The sequence below is a fragment of the Paraburkholderia dilworthii genome (genome assembly GCF_000472525.1).
Lineage (GTDB): Bacteria > Pseudomonadota > Gammaproteobacteria > Burkholderiales > Burkholderiaceae > Paraburkholderia > Paraburkholderia dilworthii.
This window is the reverse complement of the sequence record NZ_AWZT01000007.1, coordinates 191,929-212,568: the sequence shown is the minus strand read 5'-3', so window position 1 is coordinate 212,568 and position 20,640 is coordinate 191,929. Positions and strand designations below refer to the sequence as shown.

Sequence of the window (20,640 nt, the reverse complement as noted above, 5' to 3'; positions counted from 1 at the left end):
CGACAAGCAGATGCGCACCAACGTGCCGCACATCTTCGCGATCGGCGATATCGTCGGCCAGCCGATGCTCGCGCATAAAGCCGTGCACGAAGCTCACGTCGCCGCCGAAGTGGCTCACGGCGAGAAGGCGTACTTCGACGCGCTGCAGATTCCGTCGGTGGCCTACACCGATCCTGAAGTGGCGTGGGCCGGCAANACCGAAGACCAGTTGAAGGCTGAAGGCATCAAGTACGGCAAGGCAGTATTCCCGTGGGCTGCTTCAGGCCGCGCGATCGCCAACGGCCGCGACGAGGGCTTCACGAAGCTGCTGTTCGACGAGGAAACGCATCGCGTGATCGGCGGCGGGATTGTCGGTCTGAATGCGGGCGACCTGATCAGCGAAGTGTGCCTCGCAATCGAAATGGGCGCGGATGCNACGGANATCGGCAAGACGATTCACCCGCACCCGACGCTCGGCGAATCGATCGGCATGGCCGCCGAACTGTACGAAGGCGTGTGTACCGATTTGCCGCCGCAGAAAAAGAAGTAATGCGCTCAGCGCATCCGCATCCGTGCGGATGGCGCCGACAAAAAAACGGCGCGCCCTTTGCGGGGCGCGCCGTTTCTCTTTGCGTTTCCGTTTGACCAGCCATCGGGTCAGCTGGGAATGCTTGGGCGACAGGTTGCGGCTACAAGCGTGCTCGCCAAGTTTCCGCGCAAAAAAATCCCGGCGCTTCGCCGGGCAAACGATACGTCATTCGACGTATCGGAGCGTTCGGCCAATTAAACCGTGTGAGCGGCAACGGCACGACGCTGTTGCTTACAGAAACGCCGGCGCAGCAGGAAGCTGGGCCGGCGTAAATATGCCTCCGGGTCACGCCCGGAGTAGCCGAAAGCTTAGACCGGCTTCTTGGCCGAGCGCGATGCCTGCGCGGCGGCTTGCGAAGCTGCCTTCGACGCGGCCGTAGCGGCTGCGTTGAAGTTGCTTTCCGCGATTTCGACAGCTTGCTTGGTCGCCTTGTGAACCGTTTCGTACGTGGTGTTGGCGGCGGTGATGGCCGACTTGATCACGGCGACAGCGGTTTCCGAACCGGCCGGTGCATTCTTTGCGACGTTTTCGACGAGCGACTGGACCTTGCGGTTCTGCTCTTCGAATTGCGCTTCAGCTACGCGGGCAAACTCGCCTTGCGTTGCCGAAACGATCTCGTACACGTGACGGCCATACGACAGGGCCTTTTCAGCGACCGGCTGTGCGAGGCTCGCTTGCAAGGCCAGCAACTCTTGCGCGTCTTTGACGGACAGCGCGCGTTGCGCGTTTTCCTGGCTTTCCGCGAGCGTCGACTTCACGACTTGCAGGTTCAGTTCAACCAGCTTTTCGACGCCTTCAAATGCCTTGGTCGTCAGGCCGAACAGCGTTTCAAAGTTGGCTTTCTGGGCTGCAGCGAATTGCTCGGGGGTCAGCAGAGTCATGGTTTTACGCTCCTGGATCGCGGCCGATCTTTGCGGACCGCATTGGGTAATGGCGAGACGCATAGCTTCGTCTGCCCGGACCGCGATGTATTGTGCATCGCAGCAATGGGTTCCATTTTAAGATGGCGCCGATGAATGTCAAGTCTTTTTTGTGCGTTGCACAATTTTAAGAAACTGCTTAGAAAACAATATGTTATGCGGCAGGCATGACAGACCCATGACTCAGGTCGAATTGACTGTCGCACTAGGCTCGTGCGACGCAAGGCGGTAATTTGTTCCGGTAATTAACGCGTTTTCGGCCAAGAACGGGACGCCAAGGCAAACGTCGCGTCACTAATTAACAAAAGGTCGCGGCACGAGCGAATCCATGTAAACCGTAAAGTGTCACGGAACGTTAATCGTTGATCCCGGTCGAATGCGCGTCTGTGATTTGCAGCGGGTGTTTAACACATACAGGCGGTTGCTTTTGATGCTGCCCGGCGGCGCAAGACCCTCGTCTTCTGCCGCGGCCGTGTTTCCCCTCATCAAGGTTGTCTCGAAATTGCCGTTATGCTTAAAGGATCATGCCCTTTTTGAGCGTGACGAGGGCGGCGACGCACGGCGCGTTGATCGTTTTTTTCGATCGAAGCGCGGCACTTATTTGTATTTTTGCGATCGGAGCTTACAAGCCGGTTTAAGGAGCACGTATAAGTGCTTCAAATTGCTAATTTTTCGTTGTTTTACTACACTTGCGGAAACCTCTCGCCGCTCCCTACAGAACACCCATGAAAACCGACATGTTTTCGTCGCTGAAAGTGATCCACGGCGCGGCGCGCAGCACCGCGTTGTCGGTGGCCGCTTCCATGATTCTCGCGGCCGCGCTGAGCGCCCCGGTGAGCACTTTCGCCGCTACGCCTGCTGCATCGGCAAAAACCTCGAAACACGCCAGGACCGCGAAGAAGCCTGCCGCCACCGCCAAGGTGTCGAGCAAGGCTGCCAGAGCCGGCAAGGGCGCCGTGGCAAAAGCCGCCGCCGCCGATGACGACGCGCCCCGCGCGAGTGTCAAGCGCAAGCGCGTGACTTATACCTCGAACGGCCGCCATCGCTCGGTGGTGCGGCGCGTCGCGTATGAGCCGCGGCAGCCGACCGTCGGCCAGGCGTTCGGCCTGCACGAAACGCCGGACGCGCTGATGCTGCGCTCGAGCGTCGCGTACGTGGTCGATCAGAACACCGGCGAGCCGCTCTTTGACAAGAACTCGCGCGCCGTGGTGCCGATCGCGTCCATCACCAAGCTGATGACTGCAATGGTCGTGCTCGATTCGAAAGAACCGATGACCGATCAGCTCGAAGTCACGGACGAAGATCGCGATTACGAAAAGAACACCGGTTCGCGCCTGTCGGTAGGCTCGGTGCTTTCGCGCGAAGACATGCTGCACATCGCGCTGATGGCATCGGAAAACCGCGCCGCCGCAGCGCTCTCGCGCTACTACCCGGGCGGCCGCCCGGCATTCCTAGCAGCGATGAACGCGAAGGCGCGTCAACTCGGCATGACCGACACACACTTCGAAAACCCCACTGGTTTGACGAGCCAGAACGTGTCGAGCGCGCGCGATCTCGTGAAAATGGTCAACGCGGCGTATCAATATCCGCTGATCCGCAGGTTCTCCACGGATCACAGCTACGAGGTGTACACCGGCAAGCGTACATTGGCTTACAACAGCACCAATGCGCTCGTGCGTAATCCGACGTGGGACATCGGTCTGCAGAAGACGGGTTTCATCAACGAAGCAGGCGAATGCCTCGTAATGCAAGCCAATATTCACGGCCGCCCGATGGTGCTGGTCCTGCTCGATTCGTCGGGCAAGTATTCGCGGTTTGCGGATGCCACGCGGCTGCGCACGTGGCTCGATAGCGGCGGCGATCAGGCGCGTATCACGAGCGCGGACGCTGGCGGACCCGGCACCTGAGCGGGTTCATTTTCGGCTGGTTGGCCGACAGCTGTCGGCAATAAAAAAGCCCCGCATCCGTTGCGGGGCTTTTTTCATTCAGCGCGAGGTTCTCGGATCACGCATGTGAGTTTGAATGATGGCCATGAGCCTGCGAAGCTTGTGGCCGATACCCGAGCGCCTCAGAAATGACAAGCGCAGTCTGGCTGATTTGTCCGAGCCAGGAATCCTGAAGCCGGTCAGCCGGCGCGGAGAGCGACAAACCCGCGACGAGCTTACCCGTATCGTCGTAGATTCCCGCAGCGATGCAGCGCACGCCCAGTTCCAGCTCTTCGTTATCGCGCGCGCAGGCCTGCTGGCGTACATGCGACAGTTCGCGCTCCAGCTTGGCGAGGTCGGTGATGCTGTTCTGCGTGTGGCCGGACAAGCCCGTACGCGTTGCGTACGCGCGCACACGCGTCGATTCGTCGGCGGCTAAAAAAAGTTTGCCCACTGACGTGAGATGCAGCGGCGCGCGTCCGCCGATGGCTCGCACTACCTGCATGCCGGAGCGCTCCGAATACGCGCGTTCTATGTACACGATTTCGTCGCCCTGACGCACCGACAGGTTCACCGTCTGCCCCGTCTGGCGATGCAGTTCGCGCATCGGCGTGAGCGCCGCGTCGCGCACCGACAGGCGCGCTTTCACGAGATTGCCCAGTTCGAGCAGGCGCATGCCGAGCCGGTACGTGCCGGGATCGGACCGGTCGACCAGACGGCACATCACCATGTCGTTCAGGATACGGTGCGCGGTGGACGGATGCAGTTCCGTGCGGATGGCAAGTTCTTTCAGGCTGACCGGGTCGCTATGCGCGGCGAGTGCGTCGAGCAGGCGCATCATGCGTTCGATCACCTGGATCGAGGTTTTGGGATCCGGGTTCGTGTCGCTCATAAGAAGAATCGGTTGACGCGTCAAACAGCGGAAACTGATTGTATCTCGTATCGTGAAAAAAGCGAACGCAGTTGGAAGAGCGCTTCGAATTCAGCGAGACCTTCGTCCCACGCCTTCTGGACGTTGGTATTGTGCGCCAAACAGCGGATAATCAGGGACGTTTTCCCGGAGGAGGGCTCATGCGAGTCGGATTGTTCGTCACCTGCCTGATCGACCTGATGCGGCCCGAAATCGGATTCTCGGTGATCAAGCTGATCGAAGGCGCGGGTTTTGAAGTGATCGTGCCGCCGGCGCAAACGTGCTGCGGACAACCCGCTTACAACTCGGGCGAGCGGCGCATTGCCCGCGATCTTGCCGAGAAGACGCTGCGCGAGTTCGAACAGTTCGATTACGTGGTGGTGCCCTCGGGCTCGTGCGGCGGCATGATTCGCACGCACTACGGCGACCTCTTTGCCGACGATCCCGAACTGATGAACCGCTTTGGCCGGCTGCGCGCCAAGGTGTTCGAACTTACCGATTTCCTCGTCAATGTCGCGCATGCGCAATTGCAGCCGGGCGAGTTCTCGGGGCAGGTCACGTATCATGACTCATGCTGCGGCCTGCGCGAGCTTGGCGTGAAGGCCCAGCCGCGCGAACTCCTCGCTCAGGCGGGCGTGGCGGTGACGGAGATGAAGGGTTGCGAGCACTGCTGCGGTTTTGGCGGCACGTTCGCGGTCAAATATGGCGACATTTCCACGGCGATCGTCGACGAAAAGTGCGCCAATATTCGCGAGAGTGGTGCTGGCACGGTCGTGCTTGGCGACCTGGGCTGCATGCTCAATATCGAAGGGCGTCTGAGGCGTACCGGCGATACGGCCACGCGCGTGCTGCACATCGCGCAAGTGCTGGCCGGGGACGTGTGAGGAGATCGCCATGCAAATCGAGTCGATGCAATTCAAAGCGCGCGCCGGTCAGAAACTCGCGGACCAGCGGCTGCAACAGAACCTGACCAAGCTGTCCACCAAGTTCGTTTCCGCACGCGCCACGGCGCTCACGGCGATCGACTTCGCAGCCACCCGCGCAGCGCTCAAGGAGCGTCGCAATCGCGCGCTGGAAAATCTGGACGTGTGGCTGGAAACCTTCGAGCGCGAGGCAGCCCGGCGCGGGGTCACGGTGCTCTTTGCGGAAACCACTCAGGAGGCGGCGCGGCTCGTCGGCGACATTGCGCGCCGGCACGACGTAAAGAAGGTGATCAAGACCAAGTCGATGGTCACCGAGGAAATGCGCCTGAACGAAGTGCTCGGGCAAATGGGCGTGCAATCCATCGAAACCGACCTGGGCGAATACATTCTGCAGATCAACGGCAATGAGCCGCCGAGTCACATCATCGCGCCGGTCGTCCATAAGGATAAGGACGAGATCGCCGACCTGTTCGCAAAAACACATGGCCGGCCGCGTCTTACCGAAATCCCGGACATGACGCTCGAAGCCCGGCAGGTACTGCGCCCGCACTTCATGAGTGCGGATATGGGCGTGACGGGCGGCAACTTTGTGATCGCGGAAACCGGCTCGGTGGTGCTCGTCACCAACGAGGGCAACGAGGGCATGTGCACTGTCATGCCGCGCGTGCATGTTGCCGTCACCGGCATCGAGAAGGTACTGCCCACACTCGAAGACCTGGCCACGGCCATGCGTCTGCTGCCGCGCTCGGCCACCGGGCAGACCATGTCCAATTACTTTTCCGTGCTGACCGGGCCGCGAGGCGAGGGCGATCAGGACGGGCCCGAGCATATGTACGTGGTGCTCGTCGACGGCGGGCGCACGGGGCTGATCGGCGGTGATTTCCAGGAGATGTTGCGCTGCATTCGCTGCGGCGCGTGCATGAACCATTGCCCGGTGTATCAGAAGGTGGGCGGCCACGCGTATGGCTGGGTCTATCCGGGTCCGATGGGCTCGGTGTTGACGCCCAGCTACGTTGGCCTCGACAAGGCGCTGGATCTGCCGCAGGCCGCCACGCTGTGTGGCGAGTGCAATAGCGTGTGCCCAGTCGGCATTCCACTATCCGATCTCTTGCGCAAACTGCGCGAGAAGCAGGTCGAGCGACGCCTGCGTCCGTGGAAGGAGCGGGCGGGTCTTGCCGTGTGGGGCTTTCTGGCGATGCATCCGGACGCTTATGCCCTCGTTACGAAGCTCGCGGTGCGGGTGCTGGAGCGCATGGGTGGGCGCAATCGGTCGATCGCCAAGCTGCCGTTGGCGGGCGCCGGCTGGACCGATACGCGCGAGATGCCCGCGCCGGTCGGACGTACTTTCAGGGAGTTATATGCCGCCCAGCGCAGTCATATCGGCTGACGGCTGACGGCTGACGGCTGACGGCTGACGGCGGATGGGTGGGCGGTTGACGGCCCGCGGCCATCCGCATGACGGCGCCGCCAACCGTTTTCGTCTAGCTGGCCGGCGGGCTCGCCGCGCTCACGCAATGTTGCTCACCTTGATGTCGATTGCGCAGGAACAACTTCATAGCAGGCGGCGGCGCATGGCAAATCACGTCGCGCCTCGTCTAGCCGCTGAAGAGCGGCTTAGTGATCCGTCGGGCCGCCCGACGGGCGATTCGGATTTCCTCTAACCACCGGCGCGCCGCCATTGCCCCGGCCGCCTCCGCCGCCTGCCTGCTGTGTTGGCGTTGGCGCGGGCGGCGGCGCGGCCGCAGGCCGCGGTGCATTCGACCCGCTCGGCCCCCGCGGACCGGCCGCCGCACCGTGAGGCGGCGGGCCGCCACCAGGCTGGTCGCGCGAACCGCCATTGCCGCCGTGGTTGCCATGGTCTCCGTCGTGATAAGGGTGTCCGGGATAACCGCGATACCCTGGCCCCGGGCCGTAATATCGGCCCGGACCGTCGTAATATCCTGGCCCGTAGTAATTGCTGTAGCCCATGTAGACGTTCGTCTGGGGGGCGACCGGCACGCCGTAGCCATCGTAACCGTCATAAGTGCTGTAGCCGTTGCTGTACATCGGGGTGCCGTCCGGATACACGGCGCAGCCGCCCAGAAGAGCGGCGACGGCGACAGCGGCGAAAGGTGCGAAGCGTTTCATTTCAAGCCCAAGGCGGAAGGTTTCATATCTATAAGACCGCAATTATCCGGATCTGTCGCGGTAGCTTTGTATGCTTTTGTAATGACTTATTTTTCGTGCCAGCCTGACGCCGCAGGGGCGTTGGGCCTCACTCGGTTCACTGTTCCATTTGGGGCAACGCTGTATCGCACTGCGACGGGTTACTCTCGATTGCCTCTTTCTATAGGATTCGAAATAGGCATAGTGAGCGCTGAGCTCGCGAGCCACCTCCCGGAAGAACGACATCATGAGAAAGACAATAGCGGTGTACTGGCCTGTCGCACTCGTCCTCGCATTGGCGACGGTAGCAAGCTTGCGTATTTGCGGCGACGCGGCTTCGCGTTCCACGCAGGCGCCTTTGGCGGCAGATCGCCTGACCGCCGAACTCGCGCGCGCTGTCTCCTACGGCATGATCGACGATGCTTCGTCGGCGCCGGACAAGCCCCTGCGCGCCGTCACGGCGTTGCCGCTGCCGCAGGCATCGTGAGCTAACGAATGATCGCGCGGAAGCGGCGCAGCGGCCGGCGAGATTGTGCGCGGCTTTGTATAATCGCGGCACCGCGCGGCTGGCGGGCGATCTTAGCAATGCGGCCGTCGTGCTGCCGCATGCCGTTGTTTGCGGCCGTTCGCATCCTCACTGCGTTGTGACGCGTCAAGAAGAAGCCTTCGATGAAAACTGTGTCCATCTGCTTTATCTGCCTCGGGAACATCTGCCGTTCGCCGACCGCGGAAGGCGTGATGCGCCGTCTGGTCGAAGAGGCGAAGCTCGGCGAACGTATTCTGATCGACTCTGCCGGCACCGGCGACTGGCACATCGGCCAGCCGCCGGACGAGCGCGCGCAGCACGCGGCGCGCGGCCGGGGCTACGACCTTGCAGCGTTGCGCGGACGGCAGATCGCCGGCATCGACTTCGACCGCTTCGACCTGTTGATCGCAATGGACGACAAAAACGTGGCCGCGCTACACCACGTGTGCCCGCCGGGTCAGCAGGACAAGATTCGTCTGCTGATGGAGTTCGTGCCCGAAACCGACGCTCGCTGGAGTGGCTCGCGCGAAGTTGTCGATCCATATTTCGGGGGCGCCGAAGGCTTCGAGCAGGTTCTCGACCAATGCGAAGCTGCCTGCCGCGGCCTGATTGCGGCGCTGCGTCCCCAATTAATGGGGTAGGCGCACTGCGCACCTGAAATGGGCACGCCAACAATTAAGCAATGACCCAAATCGCGATAGGGATACTTGACTAAATCGCTCATGTATTTATACTTGACAAAACTTGTCGAGAATTGCGGTTCCCCATACATATGAGACTCACCACGAAAGGCCGTTTCGCCGTCACGGCGATGATTGACCTGGCGCTGCGCCAGGAGCAGGGCCCGGTGACGCTTGCGGGTATCAGCCAGCGCCAACATATCTCCCTGTCGTACCTCGAGCAGCTGTTTGGCAAGCTGCGTCGCCATGAAATCGTCGAGTCCGTGCGCGGACCAGGCGGCGGCTATAACCTTGCCCGCCGTGCCGAAGACGTGACGGTGGCCGACATCATCATCGCGGTAGACGAGCCGCTCGACGCCACCCAGTGCGGCGGCAAGGGTTCATGCGAGGGCACGAAGCAGCACGACGGCCACTGCATGACTCACGAGCTGTGGTCCACGCTGAACCAGAAAATGGTCGAGTACCTGGATTCTGTCTCCCTGAAAGACCTGGTCGATCAGCAGCGTTCGCGCGAAGGCGCGCCGGCTGTCTTGCGCGACCGGCGCAGCGAGGCGCCGGCGGCGGTCGAGCCAGTTCGCGTGGCGCCCAGAGGGCCCAATTCCGTTTTCAACATGGCCGGTTCGTAAAGCGCGGCGCGACATCACCGCAGCCCGATAGCGAATTCAGAAGCCAGAGCACACGACGTCCCCGGAGCGATAGATGAATAACGACATTCCCCACCTGCCCATTTACATGGACTACAGCGCCACGACCCCGGTCGATCCGCGCGTGGTGGACAAGATGATTCCGTTTCTGCGCGAGCAGTTCGGCAACCCCGCATCGCGCAGCCACTCGTATGGCTGGACGGCGGAGCGCGCAGTCGAAGAAGCGCGCGAGAATGTCGCGGCGCTGGTGAACGCCGACCCGCGCGAAATCATCTGGACCTCGGGCGCAACGGAGTCCGACAATCTCGCGATCAAGGGCGCCGCGCACTTCTATAAGAGCAAGGGTAAGCACATCATCACGGTGAAGACCGAGCACAAGGCCGTGCTCGACACCTGCCGCGAACTGGAGCGCGAAGGCTTCGAAGTCACGTATCTGGACGTCAAGGACGACGGTCTGATCGACCTCGAAAAGTTCAAGGCCGCGATCCGCCCGGACACCATTCTGGTGTCGATCATGTCGGTGAACAACGAGATCGGTGTGATTCAGGACATCGAGGCAATCGGCGAAATCACCCGTGAAAAAGGCATTATTTTTCACGTGGACGCGGCGCAGGCCACCGGCAAGATCGACATCGATTTGCAAAAGCTGAAGGTCGACCTCATGTCGTTCTCGGCGCACAAGACTTACGGTCCCAAGGGTATCGGCGCGCTGTACGTGCGCCGCAAGCCGCGTGTGCGTATCGAAGCGCAGATGCACGGCGGCGGTCACGAGCGCGGCATGCGTTCGGGCACGCTGGCGACGCATCAGATCGTCGGCATGGGCGAGGCATTCCGTATTGCGCGCGAAGAAATGGCAACGGAAAACGAGCGCATTCGCATGCTGCGCGACCGCTTGCTGCGCGGCCTGTCGGAGATCGAAGAAGTGTATGTGAACGGCGACATGGAAAAGCGTGTGCCGCACAACCTGAACATCAGCTTCAATTTCGTCGAAGGTGAATCGCTGATCATGGCGGTGAAGGACGTGGCGGTGTCGTCGGGCTCGGCGTGCACATCGGCTTCGCTGGAACCGTCGTATGTGCTGCGCGCGCTCGGCCGTAACGACGAGCTTGCACACAGCTCGATCCGCTTTACGGTGGGCCGCTTCACGACCGAGCAGGATGTGGACTATGTGATCAATCTGCTGACGACGAAAATTTCGAAGCTGCGCGATCTATCGCCGCTGTGGGAAATGCACCAGGACGGCATCGACATCTCGACGATCCAGTGGGCAGCGCACTGACGCGCCAGTTGGTTTAAATCATCGCGCAGTTCATCAGACACGCAGATTGAAACGAATCAAGGAGTGTAATCATGGCTTATAGCGACAAGGTTCTGGACCACTACGAAAACCCGCGCAACGTCGGTTCGTTCGCGAAAGACGACGACACGGTCGGCACCGGCATGGTCGGCGCGCCCGCTTGCGGCGACGTGATGAAGCTGCAGATCCGCGTGGGCGCGGACGGCACCATTGAAGACGCGAAGTTCAAGACGTACGGCTGCGGTTCGGCGATCGCGTCGAGCTCGCTCGTCACCGAATGGGTGAAGGGCAAGACGCTCGATCAGGCTATGTCGATCAAGAACACGCAGATCGCCGAAGAACTCGCGTTGCCGCCGGTAAAGATCCACTGCTCGATTCTCGCGGAAGACGCGATCAAGGCAGCGGTCGCCGACTACAAGCAACGTCACGGCGCAACGGTCGAAGAAAGCGACAAGCAACACGCTTGAAGCTTTAGGTTCGGGAGCGATTGGATGAAGGCAGGCGGGCGGCGCGATAAAGACGCGCCGTCAGGCATGAGCGACATTTGATGCAGGCAGGGTAGCGGTGCGTCGGCACGCACCGCGCAATGAGAAACGCTATGGCAATTACGTTGACCGAAAAGGCAGCACAGCACGTCCAGAAGTATCTGACCCGTCGCGGTAAAGGCGTGGGGCTGCGCGTGGGTGTGCGCACCACCGGCTGCTCCGGCTTGGCTTACAAGCTCGAGTATGTGGACGAACTCGCGCCCGAGGACGAGGTGTTCGAATGCAACGGCGTGAAGATCATTGTCGACCCGAAGAGCCTCGCTTATATCGACGGAACCGAACTGGATTTCGCGCGTGAAGGGCTGAACGAGGGCTTCAAGTTCAACAATCCGAATGTGAAAGACGAGTGCGGTTGCGGCGAGTCGTTCCGCGTCTAACTCGAACATTTCCGCGTGCAGCGGACAAAAGGCGGCGCGGGCCGCCTTTTTAGTTTGCTCCGCGAATTCGCGCGGCGCGTCTGCCTCGCTCCTGGTCCGACCGCGCCGTGCACCTTCGCACATATGCGTTTTTAAAGACGGAATTTTTTGACCCGATGGCCTCGCTGAACGACAGCCACTTCGACCTGTTTGGTCTTCCCGCGCAATTCGCGCTTGATCCGGCTGCGCTGGATCACGCATATCGCACGGTGCAGGCGCAAGTGCATCCGGACCGCTTCGCGGCAGCCGGCGACGCGCAAAAGCGCATCGCAATGCAATGGGCGACGCGCACGAACGAGGCGTATCAAACGCTGCGCGATCCGTTAAAGCGCGCGACGTACCTGTTGCATCTGCGTGGCATCGACGTCGGTGCGCACGACAACACGGCAATGGAACCGGCGTTCCTGATGCAGCAGATGGAGTGGCGCGAAGGCATTGAAGACGCCGCCGCTGCAAAGAACGTCGATGCGCTCGACGCGTTGCTCATCGAATTGCGTGACGAAGAACGCGTGCGTTTCGACAAGCTCGGCGCGTTGCTCGACAGCGGCGCAAATCAGGCGGCGGGCGAGGCGGTGCGGCAGTTGATGTTTATCGAACGGGTGGCGGCGGAAATCGGCACGCAGATCGAGCGGCTCGAGAACTAGCGTCGCTCGCCGCATTGCATCGGTGCAAAGCGGCTTTGGCATTACATCCAGCAACGCAACATTCAGGACGGAGTCTCACGGCTCCGAGAAGATCCAGATGGCCTTACTGCAAATCTCCGAACCCGGCATGGCGCCGGCGCCTCATCAGCGGCGCCTGGCGGTCGGTATCGACCTCGGCACGACCAACTCTCTCATCGCCGCCGTGCGCAGCGGCGTGCCCGACGTGCTGCCCGACGAAGACGGCCATGTGCTGCTGCCGTCGGTGGTGCGCTACCTCGAAAAGGGCGGCCGCCGCATCGGCCGCGCGGCCAAGGCTGAGGCCGCAACCGATCCGCGCAACACGATCGTCTCGGTCAAGCGTTTCATGGGACGCGGCAAGGCGGAAGTGGAGGGCGCCGAAAACGCGCCCTACGATTTCATCGACGCGCCCGGCATGGTGCAGATCCGTACCGTCGACGGCGTGAAGAGCCCGGTCGAAGTGTCGGCGGAAATTCTCGCGACGCTGCGCCAGCGCGCCGAAGACACGCTCGGCGACGAACTGGTCGGTGCAGTAATCACGGTGCCGGCCTACTTCGACGAAGCTCAGCGCCAGGCGACCAAGGACGCCGCGCGTCTCGCAGGCCTGAACGTGCTGCGCCTGTTGAACGAGCCGACTGCGGCCGCGATTGCCTACGGTCTCGATAACGGCTCCGAAGGCTTGTACGCCGTCTACGACCTCGGCGGCGGCACGTTCGACCTGTCGATTCTGAAGCTCACGAAAGGCGTGTTCGAAGTGCTCGCGGCAGGCGGCGACTCGGCGCTTGGCGGCGACGATTTCGACCACGCGTTGTATCGCCATGTGTTGCAGCAGGCGGGGATCGCGCCGCAATCGCTGGCTCCGGAAGACGTGCGTCTGCTGCTCGACAGCGTTCGCACGACCAAGGAGGCGTTGTCGGACGCGCCTGAAGCTACCCTCGCCGTGACGCTTTCCAACGGCACCAGGATCGATCTGACGATCGGGGAAGCCACTTTTGAGGCCATCACTCAGGCGCTTGTGCAACGCACGCTCGGTCCCACGAAAAAGGCGTTGCGCGACGCAAAGGTGACGACGAAAGAGATCAAGGGCGTCGTGCTGGTCGGCGGCGCGACCCGCATGCCGGTGATTCGCCGCGCGGTCGAATCGTTCTTCGGCAAGCCGCCGTTGACCAATCTCGATCCGGATCAGGTCGTCGCACTCGGCGCCGCGATCCAGGCCGATCTGCTTGCGGGCAACCGCGGCGCGGACGGCGACGACTGGCTGTTGCTCGACGTGATTCCGCTGTCGCTCGGCGTGGAGACGATGGGCGGCCTGACCGAGAAGATCATCCCGCGTAATTCGACGATTCCGGTCGCGCGCGCGCAGGATTTCACCACCTTCAAGGACGGCCAGACCGCGATGGCGATCCACGTCGTGCAAGGCGAGCGCGAGCTCGTCAGCGACTGTCGCTCGCTCGCGCGCTTCGAGCTGCGCGGCATTCCGCCGATGGCGGCCGGCGCCGCGCGCATCCGCGTGACGTATCAGGTTGACGCGGATGGCCTGCTGTCCGTGTTCGCACGCGAGCTCGGCTCGGGCGTGGAGGCGTCGGTAGTCGTGAAGCCATCGTACGGTCTCGCCGACGACGACATTGCGAGGATGCTCGAAGACAGCTTCTCGACCGCAGAAGTCGATATGCGCGCCCGCGCGCTGCGCGAGGCGCAGGTCGAGGCGCGGCGTCTCGTCGAAGCAACCGACGCCGCGCTAGCCGCCGACGCCGAACTGCTCGACGACAGCGAACGCGCGGAACTCGACGCGCTGCTGAACGGTTTGCGCGCAGTCGCACAGAGCGACGACGTCGACGCAATCGAAGCGGCAACGAAAACGCTCGCCGAGGGCACCGACGAATTCGCCGCTCGCCGCATGAACAAGGGCATTCGCCGCGCGCTGGCCGGCCGCAAGCTCGACGAGATCTGAAGCCTCGCGCGGCTAGCGTCGGCAAGCGGCGGCTCGCCGCAAAAACTGAAAGCGCGACGCGCGGACTTAAAAACTCCGTGCGTCGCCAGTAAAATGGTGCGAAGCCTGTTTGAGGCCGCGCCTCAGACCCAAACGGAAAATGTATGCCTCAAATCGTTGTGCTGCCTCACGTCGAACTGTGCCCGGAAGGTGCGGTGATCGAAGCCGTGCCCGGCAAGAGCATTTGCGACAACCTGCTCGATAACGGCATCGAAATCGAGCATGCCTGCGAGAAGTCGTGCGCATGCACGACCTGTCACGTGATCGTGCGTGAGGGTTTCGCCGCCTTGACGCCGTCCGAGGAAGACGAGGACGATCTGTTGGACAAGGCGTGGGGGCTCGAGCCGGCTTCGCGTCTGTCGTGCCAGGCGATGGTGCCGGCCGAGCAGGACCTGGTCGTCGAAATCCCGCGTTACTCGATCAATCACGCGAAGGAAAATCACTAACAGGAGGACGCAGCCATGAAGTGGACCGATACGCAAGACATCGCGATGGCCCTGACTGACAAGCATCAGGACGTGGATCCGCAGCAGGTGCGCTTCACCGACTTGCACCGCTGGGTCACCGAACTGGAAGGATTCGACGACGATCCGAACCGGTCGAATGAAAAAATCCTCGAGGCGATTCAGGCTGCATGGATTGAAGACGCGGATTACTGAGTTCGCGAGGCGGCTTGCGCTGATGCGGCTGCGGTAAAGAAAAAGGCGATTCCATTGGAATCGCCTTTTTTATGCACGTCAGATGCGCAGCGTTAATCCGCGACGAGCGTGCCGTTCTGCACGCGAACGCGCTGCCCCTGCTGGAACGGCGGCGCTTCGTGATAGGTGAAGTAGCGCGTCTTGCCGTTTTCCATCCGCACTCGCACCGAATACGAGGTACTGCTGCGGATATGCTTTTCGACTGAATTGCCGGCGAGCCCGCCGCCGAGCGCGCCGAGCAGCGTCATCGCCGTGCGCCCATTGCCGCTGCCGAACTGATTGCCGACCACGCCGCCGGCCACCGCGCCGCCGACCGCGCCAATGCCGGTGCCGTGTCCTTCCTGACGCACCGCCGAGATTGCGACGACCGTGCCGCAACTCGCGCAGTAGGCCGGCTGCGTGGGCTGATGCTGCTGAGCGTATTGTGGCGCGGGCTGTGCCTGTTGCTGCTGAACGTATTGTTGCTGCGCGGGAGATGGTGCCGGCGCGGGTTGCGGCTCGGCTTGCTGCGGCGCGGACTGCTGTGCGATCTGACCGGAACTCCGTTGCGCCGACGGGTTCGCCGGTGCAGCGGAATCAACCACGGCCGGCTGGCCGCTCTGCGGCAGAATCTGGGCCGCCTGAGTCTGGTTCGTCGGTTCGCCGTTGCTCGACGCCTTGGGGAACATGCCCGTCATCGCCGCCGTCGCAACCAGGCTCGCGATAATCACAGCCCCGGCAGCAGTCGCGATGAGCGGATGAAGCCGCCGCTGCGGTGCAGACGATACCGGCTGCGCCACTTGCGTGTTGGGTTTATCCATATTGGCCTCCGTCTTTGGCAGAGTGATTTTAATGAGACCAAGTCTCCGGGAAATCGATCCAGTGGACGTTTCTAATTGTAACGATTTGCTGGAAACGGCGCTTTCCCGCAGCCCCGCGACGCGCCTTTTACCGATGGTTACACACCGTCCAGCCGTCGTACCCATTGACCGCTACGCACAACGCAAAACGCCCGGCATGAGAGCCGGGCGTTTTCTAAACCGTACGCAAGCGCGCACGAGCCGCGTAACGTTCAGTCTTCGCGGCGCAGATGCGGGAAAAGAATCACGTCGCGGATGCTCGGGCTGTCGGTGAGCATCATAACCAGACGGTCGATGCCGATACCGCAGCCGCCCGCCGGCGGCATGCCGTATTCGAGTGCGCGGATATAGTCGGCGTCGTAGAACATGGCTTCTTCATCGCCGGCGTCTTTCTGGTCGACCTGCTTCTTGAAGCGCGCCGCCTGGTCTTCCGGATCGTTCAGCTCCGAAAAGCCGTTGGCGATTTCGCGTCCGGTAATGAAGAGTTCGAAGCGCTCGGTGATGCCCTCGACCTTGTCCGACGCGCGCGCGAGCGGCGATACCTCGACCGGATAGTCGATGATGTACGTCGGCTCCCACAATTGCGACTCGGCGGTCTCTTCGAACAGCGCGAGTTGCAGCGAGCCCACGCCCGCATTCAGGAACTGCGGCTGCGACGCGTCCACGCCGAACTTCTTCAGTTCCGCGCGAAGGAACGTGCTGTCGGCCAGCTGCTCGTTCGTGTATTGCGGCGCGTATTTCTGGATGGCCTGGGAGATCGTCAAACGATGGAACGGCTTCGCCAGATCCAGCTCGCGCCCTTGATACGTGATCGTCGCGGTGCCCAATGCGTCGATCGCGGCCTGGCGGATCAGCTGCTCGGTGAAATCCATCACCCACTTGTAATCCGTGTAGGCCGCGTAGAACTCGATCATCGTGAATTCCGGATTGTGGCGCACGGAGACGCCCTCATTGCGGAAGTTACGGTTGATCTCGAAGACGCGCTCGAAGCCGCCCACCACCAGCCGCTTCAGATACAGCTCAGGCGCGATGCGCAGGAACATCTGCATGTCGAGCGCATTGTGGTGCGTGGTGAACGGCTTGGCCGCCGCGCCGCCGGGAATAGGGTGGAGCATCGGCGTTTCGACTTCCATGAAGTCGGCCTCCGCCATGAATTTGCGGATCGACGAAATCGCCTTCGTTCGCGCGACGAACGTCTTGCGCGTTTCCGGTGTGACGATCAAGTCGACATAGCGCTGGCGATACTTCATCTCCTGGTCCGACAGACCGTGGAACTTGTCGGGCAGCGGACGCAGCGACTTCGACAGCAGGCGCAGTTCGGTGCAGCGCACCGACAGCTCGCCCTTGTTGGTGCGAAACAGCACGCCGCGCGCCGCGACGATGTCGCCCATGTCCCACTTCTTGAAGGCGTCGTACGTTTGCTGACCGACATCGACCGGCGTGATGAAGAACTGGATTTGGCCCGAGCCGTCGCGTACGGTCGCAAAGCTTGCCTTGCCCATCACGCGCTTGAGCATCATGCGGCCGGCGATGGCGACTTCGAGCGGGTTCGCTTCGAGCGCTTCCTTGTCGGTGTGCTCGAACTGCGTTTGCAGATCTTCAGCATGATGCGTGGGACGGAAATCGTTCGGATAGGCGACGCCTTGCTCACGCAACTCGCGCAACTTTTCGCGGCGCTCGGCGATGATCTTGTTGTCGTCCACCTCGGGCGCGAGGTTCGGCTGTGCCGCATCAGGCAAGGCCGCATTAGGCTGGATCGGTTCGTTCATGATGGTTTGGTATTCGTGGTCCGCATCGGTGGTCAGCATTCGGTGGCCTGCAATCCGCGAGCGGCTATCGGCGCTCATATTGCTGTGGCCCGCTTGCGGACAGCCAGTCGGTGACAGACCTCAGGCGGTAAAAAGATACGGCGCGGCCTTGCGTGCCGCGCCGGTCGCACTTAGACGCCTTGCTTCAGGCTCGCACTGATAAACGGATCGAGATCGCCGTCGAGCACGCTCTTCGTATTGCTGATTTCGACGTTGGTGCGCAGGTCCTTGATACGGCTGTTATCCAGCACGTACGAGCGGATCTGGTGACCCCAACCCACATCGGTCTTGCCCGCTTCAAGCTTGTCCTGCTCGGCCTGACGCTTGCGGATTTCCGCTTCGTACAGACGTGATTTCAGCATGGCCATTGCTTCGGCGCGATTGCGGTGCTGCGAGCGGTCGTTCTGGCACTGCACGACGATGCCCGACGGCATGTGCGTGATACGCACCGCGGAGTCGGTCTTGTTGATGTGCTGCCCGCCCGCGCCCGACGCGCGGTAGGTATCGATACGCAGATCGGCCGGGTTGATGTCCACTTCGATCGAATCGTCGACTTCCGGATATACGAACACCGACGAGAACGACGTATGACGGCCGCCCGACGAGTCGAACGGCGACTTGCGCACGAGCCGGTGCACGCCGGTCTCGGTGCGCAGGAAGCCGTAAGCGTATTCGCCTTCGATCTTGATCGTGGCGTTCTTGATGCCCGCGACGTCGCCGTCGGTCTGCTCCAGCACTTCCGTCTTGAAGCCCTTGCGTTCGCAATACCGCAAATACTGGCGCAGCAGCATGGACGCCCAGTCGCACGCTTCGGTGCCACCCGCGCCGGCCTGGATGTCCAGGAACGCGTTGTTCGGGTCGGCCGGGTTCGCGAACATACGGCGAAATTCCATGTCGGCGACACGCTGTTCGAGCGCTTGCGCATCTGCTTCGCAGGCGATCAGCGTTTCGTCGTCGCCTTCTTCACGCGCCATGTCGAACAGCTCTTGCGCGTCGCGCAAGTCGTTGTGAAGCGACGTGAGTTTGCCGACGGTGTCGTCGAGCAGTTTCTTTTCCCGGCCGAGCGCCTGGGCGTGCTTCGAGTCGTTCCAGACGTCCGGGTCTTCGAGTTCCCGGTTGACTTCGATTAGACGCAGTGCTTTGTCGTCGTAGTCAAAGATACCCCCGTAGGTCGGCTGCGCGTGTGCGCAGGTCCGCCAGAGAGGCTTCGATCGCGTTAAGACGTTCCGCTTCCATGTCGATCTTTTGTGGCTTCGTAAAAAGGGGAAATTATAGCCGATCGGCGCGCCACGCCGCAGGCGCATCGGCGATCCGGCCGGTGTTTGGGGTTGATTTTGCGGGGATTTTCGACGCCGCGGCAGGTTTCGCGCGGCGGCGTCGGGGAAGCCGTTGAAGGGCGCTCTAGCTCGCCGCGTGCTCGACGATCAGCTGCACGCGCGAGACGCCGTTCCACGTGTCGCTCGCGAGCCGATACGCGACGGTGGTGCGCGCGGGCAGCGTATCGGTGTGATTGAACCAGATCGCGTTGAAGCGCTGGCGGCCGCGCACGAGTTGCAGCTTCAGGTGCTTGTCCTTCACGAGCGCCTGCGAGGCGATGTCGAATTCGCCCGAAAACACCGGCGCCGGGAAGCCTTGGCCCCAGACGGCGGCGTCGAGCATTTCGACGAACTGCGGCGTGAAGTACGCGTCCTCCAGTTCGCCGTCGGTTTCGACGGTGCGCGAGAGCGCGTCGTCGGTTAGCCACTCGCGGCCGACCGCTTCGAACGCGGCCGTGAAGCGCGGCACGTCGGCAGTTGCGAGCGTCAGGCCTGCCGCCATCGCGTGGCCGCCGAACTTGACGATCATGCCCGGCTCGCGCTTCGAGATCAGATCGAGCGCGTCGCGCAGATGAAAGCCCGCGATCGAGCGCCCCGAGCCTTTGACGAGCTGGCCGCTGTCGTCGGCGAGCGCGAAGGTGAACGAGGGCCGGTGGAATTTCTCCTTCAGCCGTCCTGCCACGATGCCGATCACGCCCTGATGCCATGCCGGATTGAACAGCGTGATGGTGGCCGCGCCGTCGGGGTCGATCAACGAGAGGTCGTCGAGCGCCTGCTGCTGCATGCCGGCTTCGATCTCGCGGCGCTCGCGGTTCATCGTGTCGAGTTGCTGTGCGAGTTCCCATGCGCGGCCGACGTCGTCAGTCGTCAGGCATTCGATTCCGAGCGACATGTCCGACAGGCGTCCCGCCGCGTTCAGCCGCGGCCCGAGCGCGAAGCCGAGGTCGAAGCCGGACGCGTTGCGGGCGTCGCGCGCGGCGGCGCGAAAGAGGGCGGCGATGCCGGGCTGCATTTTTCCCTTGCGAATGCGCTGCAAACCTTGCGCGACCAGCACGCGGTTGTTGCCGTCGAGTTTCACGACGTCCGCGACGGTGCCGAGCGCGACGAGATCGAGCAGGCCGTCCAGACGCGGCTCCGGAAAATCGTGGCCGAACGCGCCGCGCCGGCGCAATTCGGCACGCAACGCGAGCAGCACGTAAAACATCACCCCGACGCCCGCAATGCACTTGCTCGGAAACTCGCAGCCCGGCTGATTCGGATTGACGATTGCGCGTGCGGCCGGCAACTGGTCCCCGGGCAGGTGATGATCGGTGACGAGCACGTCGATGCCGAGCGCATTCGCCGCTTCGACGCCGTCCACGCTCGCAATGCCGTTATCGACCGTGATCAGCAGTTCCGGCTTGCCCGACGCATTGCGCGCGGCCAGCGCGACGATCTCCGGCGTGAGGCCATAGCCGTATTCAAAGCGGTTCGGCACCAGATAGTCGATCTGGCCGCCGAACATGCGCAAGCCCCGCACGGCGACCGCGCAGGCGGTGGCGCCGTCGCAATCGTAATCGGCGACGACCAGCATGCGGCGCTTTTGCTGGATCGCGTCGGCGAGCAGCACGGCAGCGTTTTCGCAGCCCTTCAGCGCGACGGGCGGCACGAGGCGCGCGAGGCCGGTTTCGATTTCGTCGGGCAGGCAGACGCCGCGCGCGGCATACAGGCGCGCGAGCACCGGATGCAGGCCGTGGCGCACGAGAATTTCGGCGTCGACAGGAGAACAGGCGCGCGTAACGATTCGGGTCATTCTGAAAGGCCGTCCGTAGGGTCGGTCATGCAATCG

Annotated in this window: 21 protein-coding genes; 14 read left to right on the top strand and 7 right to left on the bottom strand. The window is 62.3% G+C overall.

The window, feature by feature from the left end:
- Window positions 1–529: FAD-dependent oxidoreductase (locus F759_RS0109625; RefSeq protein ID WP_027799663.1), on the top strand; the 529-nt coding region annotated here is incomplete at its 5' end.
- Window positions 530–876: 347 nt separating this feature from the next.
- On the opposite strand, the gene F759_RS0109615 is transcribed toward F759_RS0109625, so the two are convergent.
- Window positions 877–1,449, bottom strand: a complete 573-nt coding sequence (locus F759_RS0109615) for a phasin family protein (protein WP_006051259.1) — start codon at window positions 1,447–1,449, stop codon at window positions 877–879.
- A gap of 764 nt (window positions 1,450–2,213) precedes the next feature.
- Between F759_RS0109615 and pbpG the strand changes: the two genes are divergently transcribed.
- A complete protein-coding gene (gene pbpG / locus F759_RS0109605; RefSeq protein ID WP_027799661.1) occupies window positions 2,214–3,395 on the top strand; it encodes a D-alanyl-D-alanine endopeptidase in 1,182 nt (393 codons plus the stop codon).
- Between the two features lie 97 nt (window positions 3,396–3,492).
- On the opposite strand, the gene F759_RS0109600 is transcribed toward pbpG, so the two are convergent.
- On the bottom strand, window positions 3,493–4,305 hold the full coding sequence (locus tag F759_RS0109600) for an IclR family transcriptional regulator (RefSeq protein ID WP_027799660.1): 813 nt from the start codon (window positions 4,303–4,305) through the stop codon (window positions 3,493–3,495).
- Between the two features lie 179 nt (window positions 4,306–4,484).
- On the opposite strand from F759_RS0109600, the gene F759_RS0109595 reads away from it, so the two are divergent.
- Window positions 4,485–5,207, top strand: coding sequence for a (Fe-S)-binding protein (locus tag F759_RS0109595; RefSeq protein WP_027799659.1), 723 nt, complete (start codon window positions 4,485–4,487; stop codon window positions 5,205–5,207).
- A 10-nt stretch (window positions 5,208–5,217) separates the two neighbouring features.
- Entirely contained in the window at window positions 5,218–6,633 is a 1,416-nt protein-coding gene (locus F759_RS0109590; RefSeq protein WP_027799658.1) for a lactate utilization protein B, read from the top strand.
- A gap of 227 nt (window positions 6,634–6,860) precedes the next feature.
- Here the strand turns inward: F759_RS0109590 and F759_RS0109585 are convergent, their stop codons facing one another.
- Window positions 6,861–7,373: a hypothetical protein gene (locus F759_RS0109585; RefSeq protein WP_027799657.1), complete on the bottom strand. Its 513-nt coding sequence runs from the start codon at window positions 7,371–7,373 to the stop codon at window positions 6,861–6,863.
- Between the two features lie 265 nt (window positions 7,374–7,638).
- On the opposite strand from F759_RS0109585, the gene F759_RS0109580 reads away from it, so the two are divergent.
- The 10 genes from F759_RS0109580 (at window position 7,639) to iscX (ending at window position 14,810) form a co-directional block, all read left to right on the top strand.
- Window positions 7,639–7,878 (top strand): hypothetical protein, encoded by a 240-nt coding sequence (locus F759_RS0109580; RefSeq protein ID WP_027799656.1) that lies wholly within the window; start codon window positions 7,639–7,641, stop codon window positions 7,876–7,878.
- 182 nt (window positions 7,879–8,060) lie between these two features.
- Window positions 8,061–8,558, top strand: coding sequence for a low molecular weight protein-tyrosine-phosphatase (locus F759_RS0109570; protein WP_027799655.1), 498 nt, complete (start codon window positions 8,061–8,063; stop codon window positions 8,556–8,558).
- A gap of 131 nt (window positions 8,559–8,689) precedes the next feature.
- Entirely contained in the window at window positions 8,690–9,223 is a 534-nt protein-coding gene (gene iscR / locus F759_RS0109565) for a Fe-S cluster assembly transcriptional regulator IscR (protein WP_027799654.1), read from the top strand.
- Between the two features lie 73 nt (window positions 9,224–9,296).
- The gene (locus F759_RS0109560) at window positions 9,297–10,520 is read left to right on the top strand and encodes an IscS subfamily cysteine desulfurase (protein WP_027799653.1); all 1,224 of its coding nucleotides are present in this window, start codon (window positions 9,297–9,299) and stop codon (window positions 10,518–10,520) included.
- Between the two features lie 71 nt (window positions 10,521–10,591).
- Window positions 10,592–11,005 (top strand): Fe-S cluster assembly scaffold IscU, encoded by a 414-nt coding sequence (gene iscU / locus F759_RS0109555; protein WP_027799652.1) that lies wholly within the window; start codon window positions 10,592–10,594, stop codon window positions 11,003–11,005.
- A 131-nt stretch (window positions 11,006–11,136) separates the two neighbouring features.
- Window positions 11,137–11,460 carry an iron-sulfur cluster assembly protein IscA gene (iscA, locus tag F759_RS0109550; protein ID WP_027799651.1) on the top strand — a complete coding sequence of 108 codons (324 nt, stop codon included), beginning with the start codon at window positions 11,137–11,139 and terminating at the stop codon, window positions 11,458–11,460.
- Between the two features lie 155 nt (window positions 11,461–11,615).
- Window positions 11,616–12,143, top strand: a complete 528-nt coding sequence (gene hscB / locus F759_RS0109545) for a Fe-S protein assembly co-chaperone HscB (protein ID WP_027799650.1) — start codon at window positions 11,616–11,618, stop codon at window positions 12,141–12,143.
- Window positions 12,144–12,240: 97 nt separating this feature from the next.
- A complete protein-coding gene (hscA, locus tag F759_RS0109540; protein WP_027799649.1) occupies window positions 12,241–14,112 on the top strand; it encodes a Fe-S protein assembly chaperone HscA in 1,872 nt (623 codons plus the stop codon).
- Between the two features lie 143 nt (window positions 14,113–14,255).
- Window positions 14,256–14,597: an ISC system 2Fe-2S type ferredoxin gene (fdx, locus tag F759_RS0109535; RefSeq protein WP_027799648.1), complete on the top strand. Its 342-nt coding sequence runs from the start codon at window positions 14,256–14,258 to the stop codon at window positions 14,595–14,597.
- Window positions 14,598–14,612: 15 nt separating this feature from the next.
- Window positions 14,613–14,810, top strand: a complete 198-nt coding sequence (iscX, locus tag F759_RS0109530; RefSeq protein WP_013588918.1) for a Fe-S cluster assembly protein IscX — start codon at window positions 14,613–14,615, stop codon at window positions 14,808–14,810.
- Between the two features lie 92 nt (window positions 14,811–14,902).
- Here the strand turns inward: iscX and F759_RS0109525 are convergent, their stop codons facing one another.
- The 4 genes from F759_RS0109525 to recJ form a co-directional block, all read right to left on the bottom strand.
- Window positions 14,903–15,649, bottom strand: coding sequence for a glycine zipper 2TM domain-containing protein (locus tag F759_RS0109525; protein WP_027799647.1), 747 nt, complete (start codon window positions 15,647–15,649; stop codon window positions 14,903–14,905).
- 251 nt (window positions 15,650–15,900) lie between these two features.
- Window positions 15,901–17,457, bottom strand: coding sequence for a lysine--tRNA ligase (gene lysS / locus F759_RS0109520; protein WP_051377195.1), 1,557 nt, complete (start codon window positions 17,455–17,457; stop codon window positions 15,901–15,903).
- Between the two features lie 170 nt (window positions 17,458–17,627).
- Window positions 17,628–18,732, bottom strand: a protein-coding gene (gene prfB, locus F759_RS40740) for a peptide chain release factor 2 (protein WP_152530612.1) whose coding sequence is annotated in 2 segments (ribosomal slippage) — window positions 17,628–18,650 and window positions 18,652–18,732 — 1,104 coding nt in all. Because the reading frame shifts where the segments join, the coding sequence is not laid out codon by codon here.
- 165 nt (window positions 18,733–18,897) lie between these two features.
- Window positions 18,898–20,604 (bottom strand): single-stranded-DNA-specific exonuclease RecJ, encoded by a 1,707-nt coding sequence (gene recJ / locus F759_RS0109510; RefSeq protein ID WP_027799644.1) that lies wholly within the window; start codon window positions 20,602–20,604, stop codon window positions 18,898–18,900.
- Window positions 20,605–20,640 lie beyond the last annotated feature (36 nt).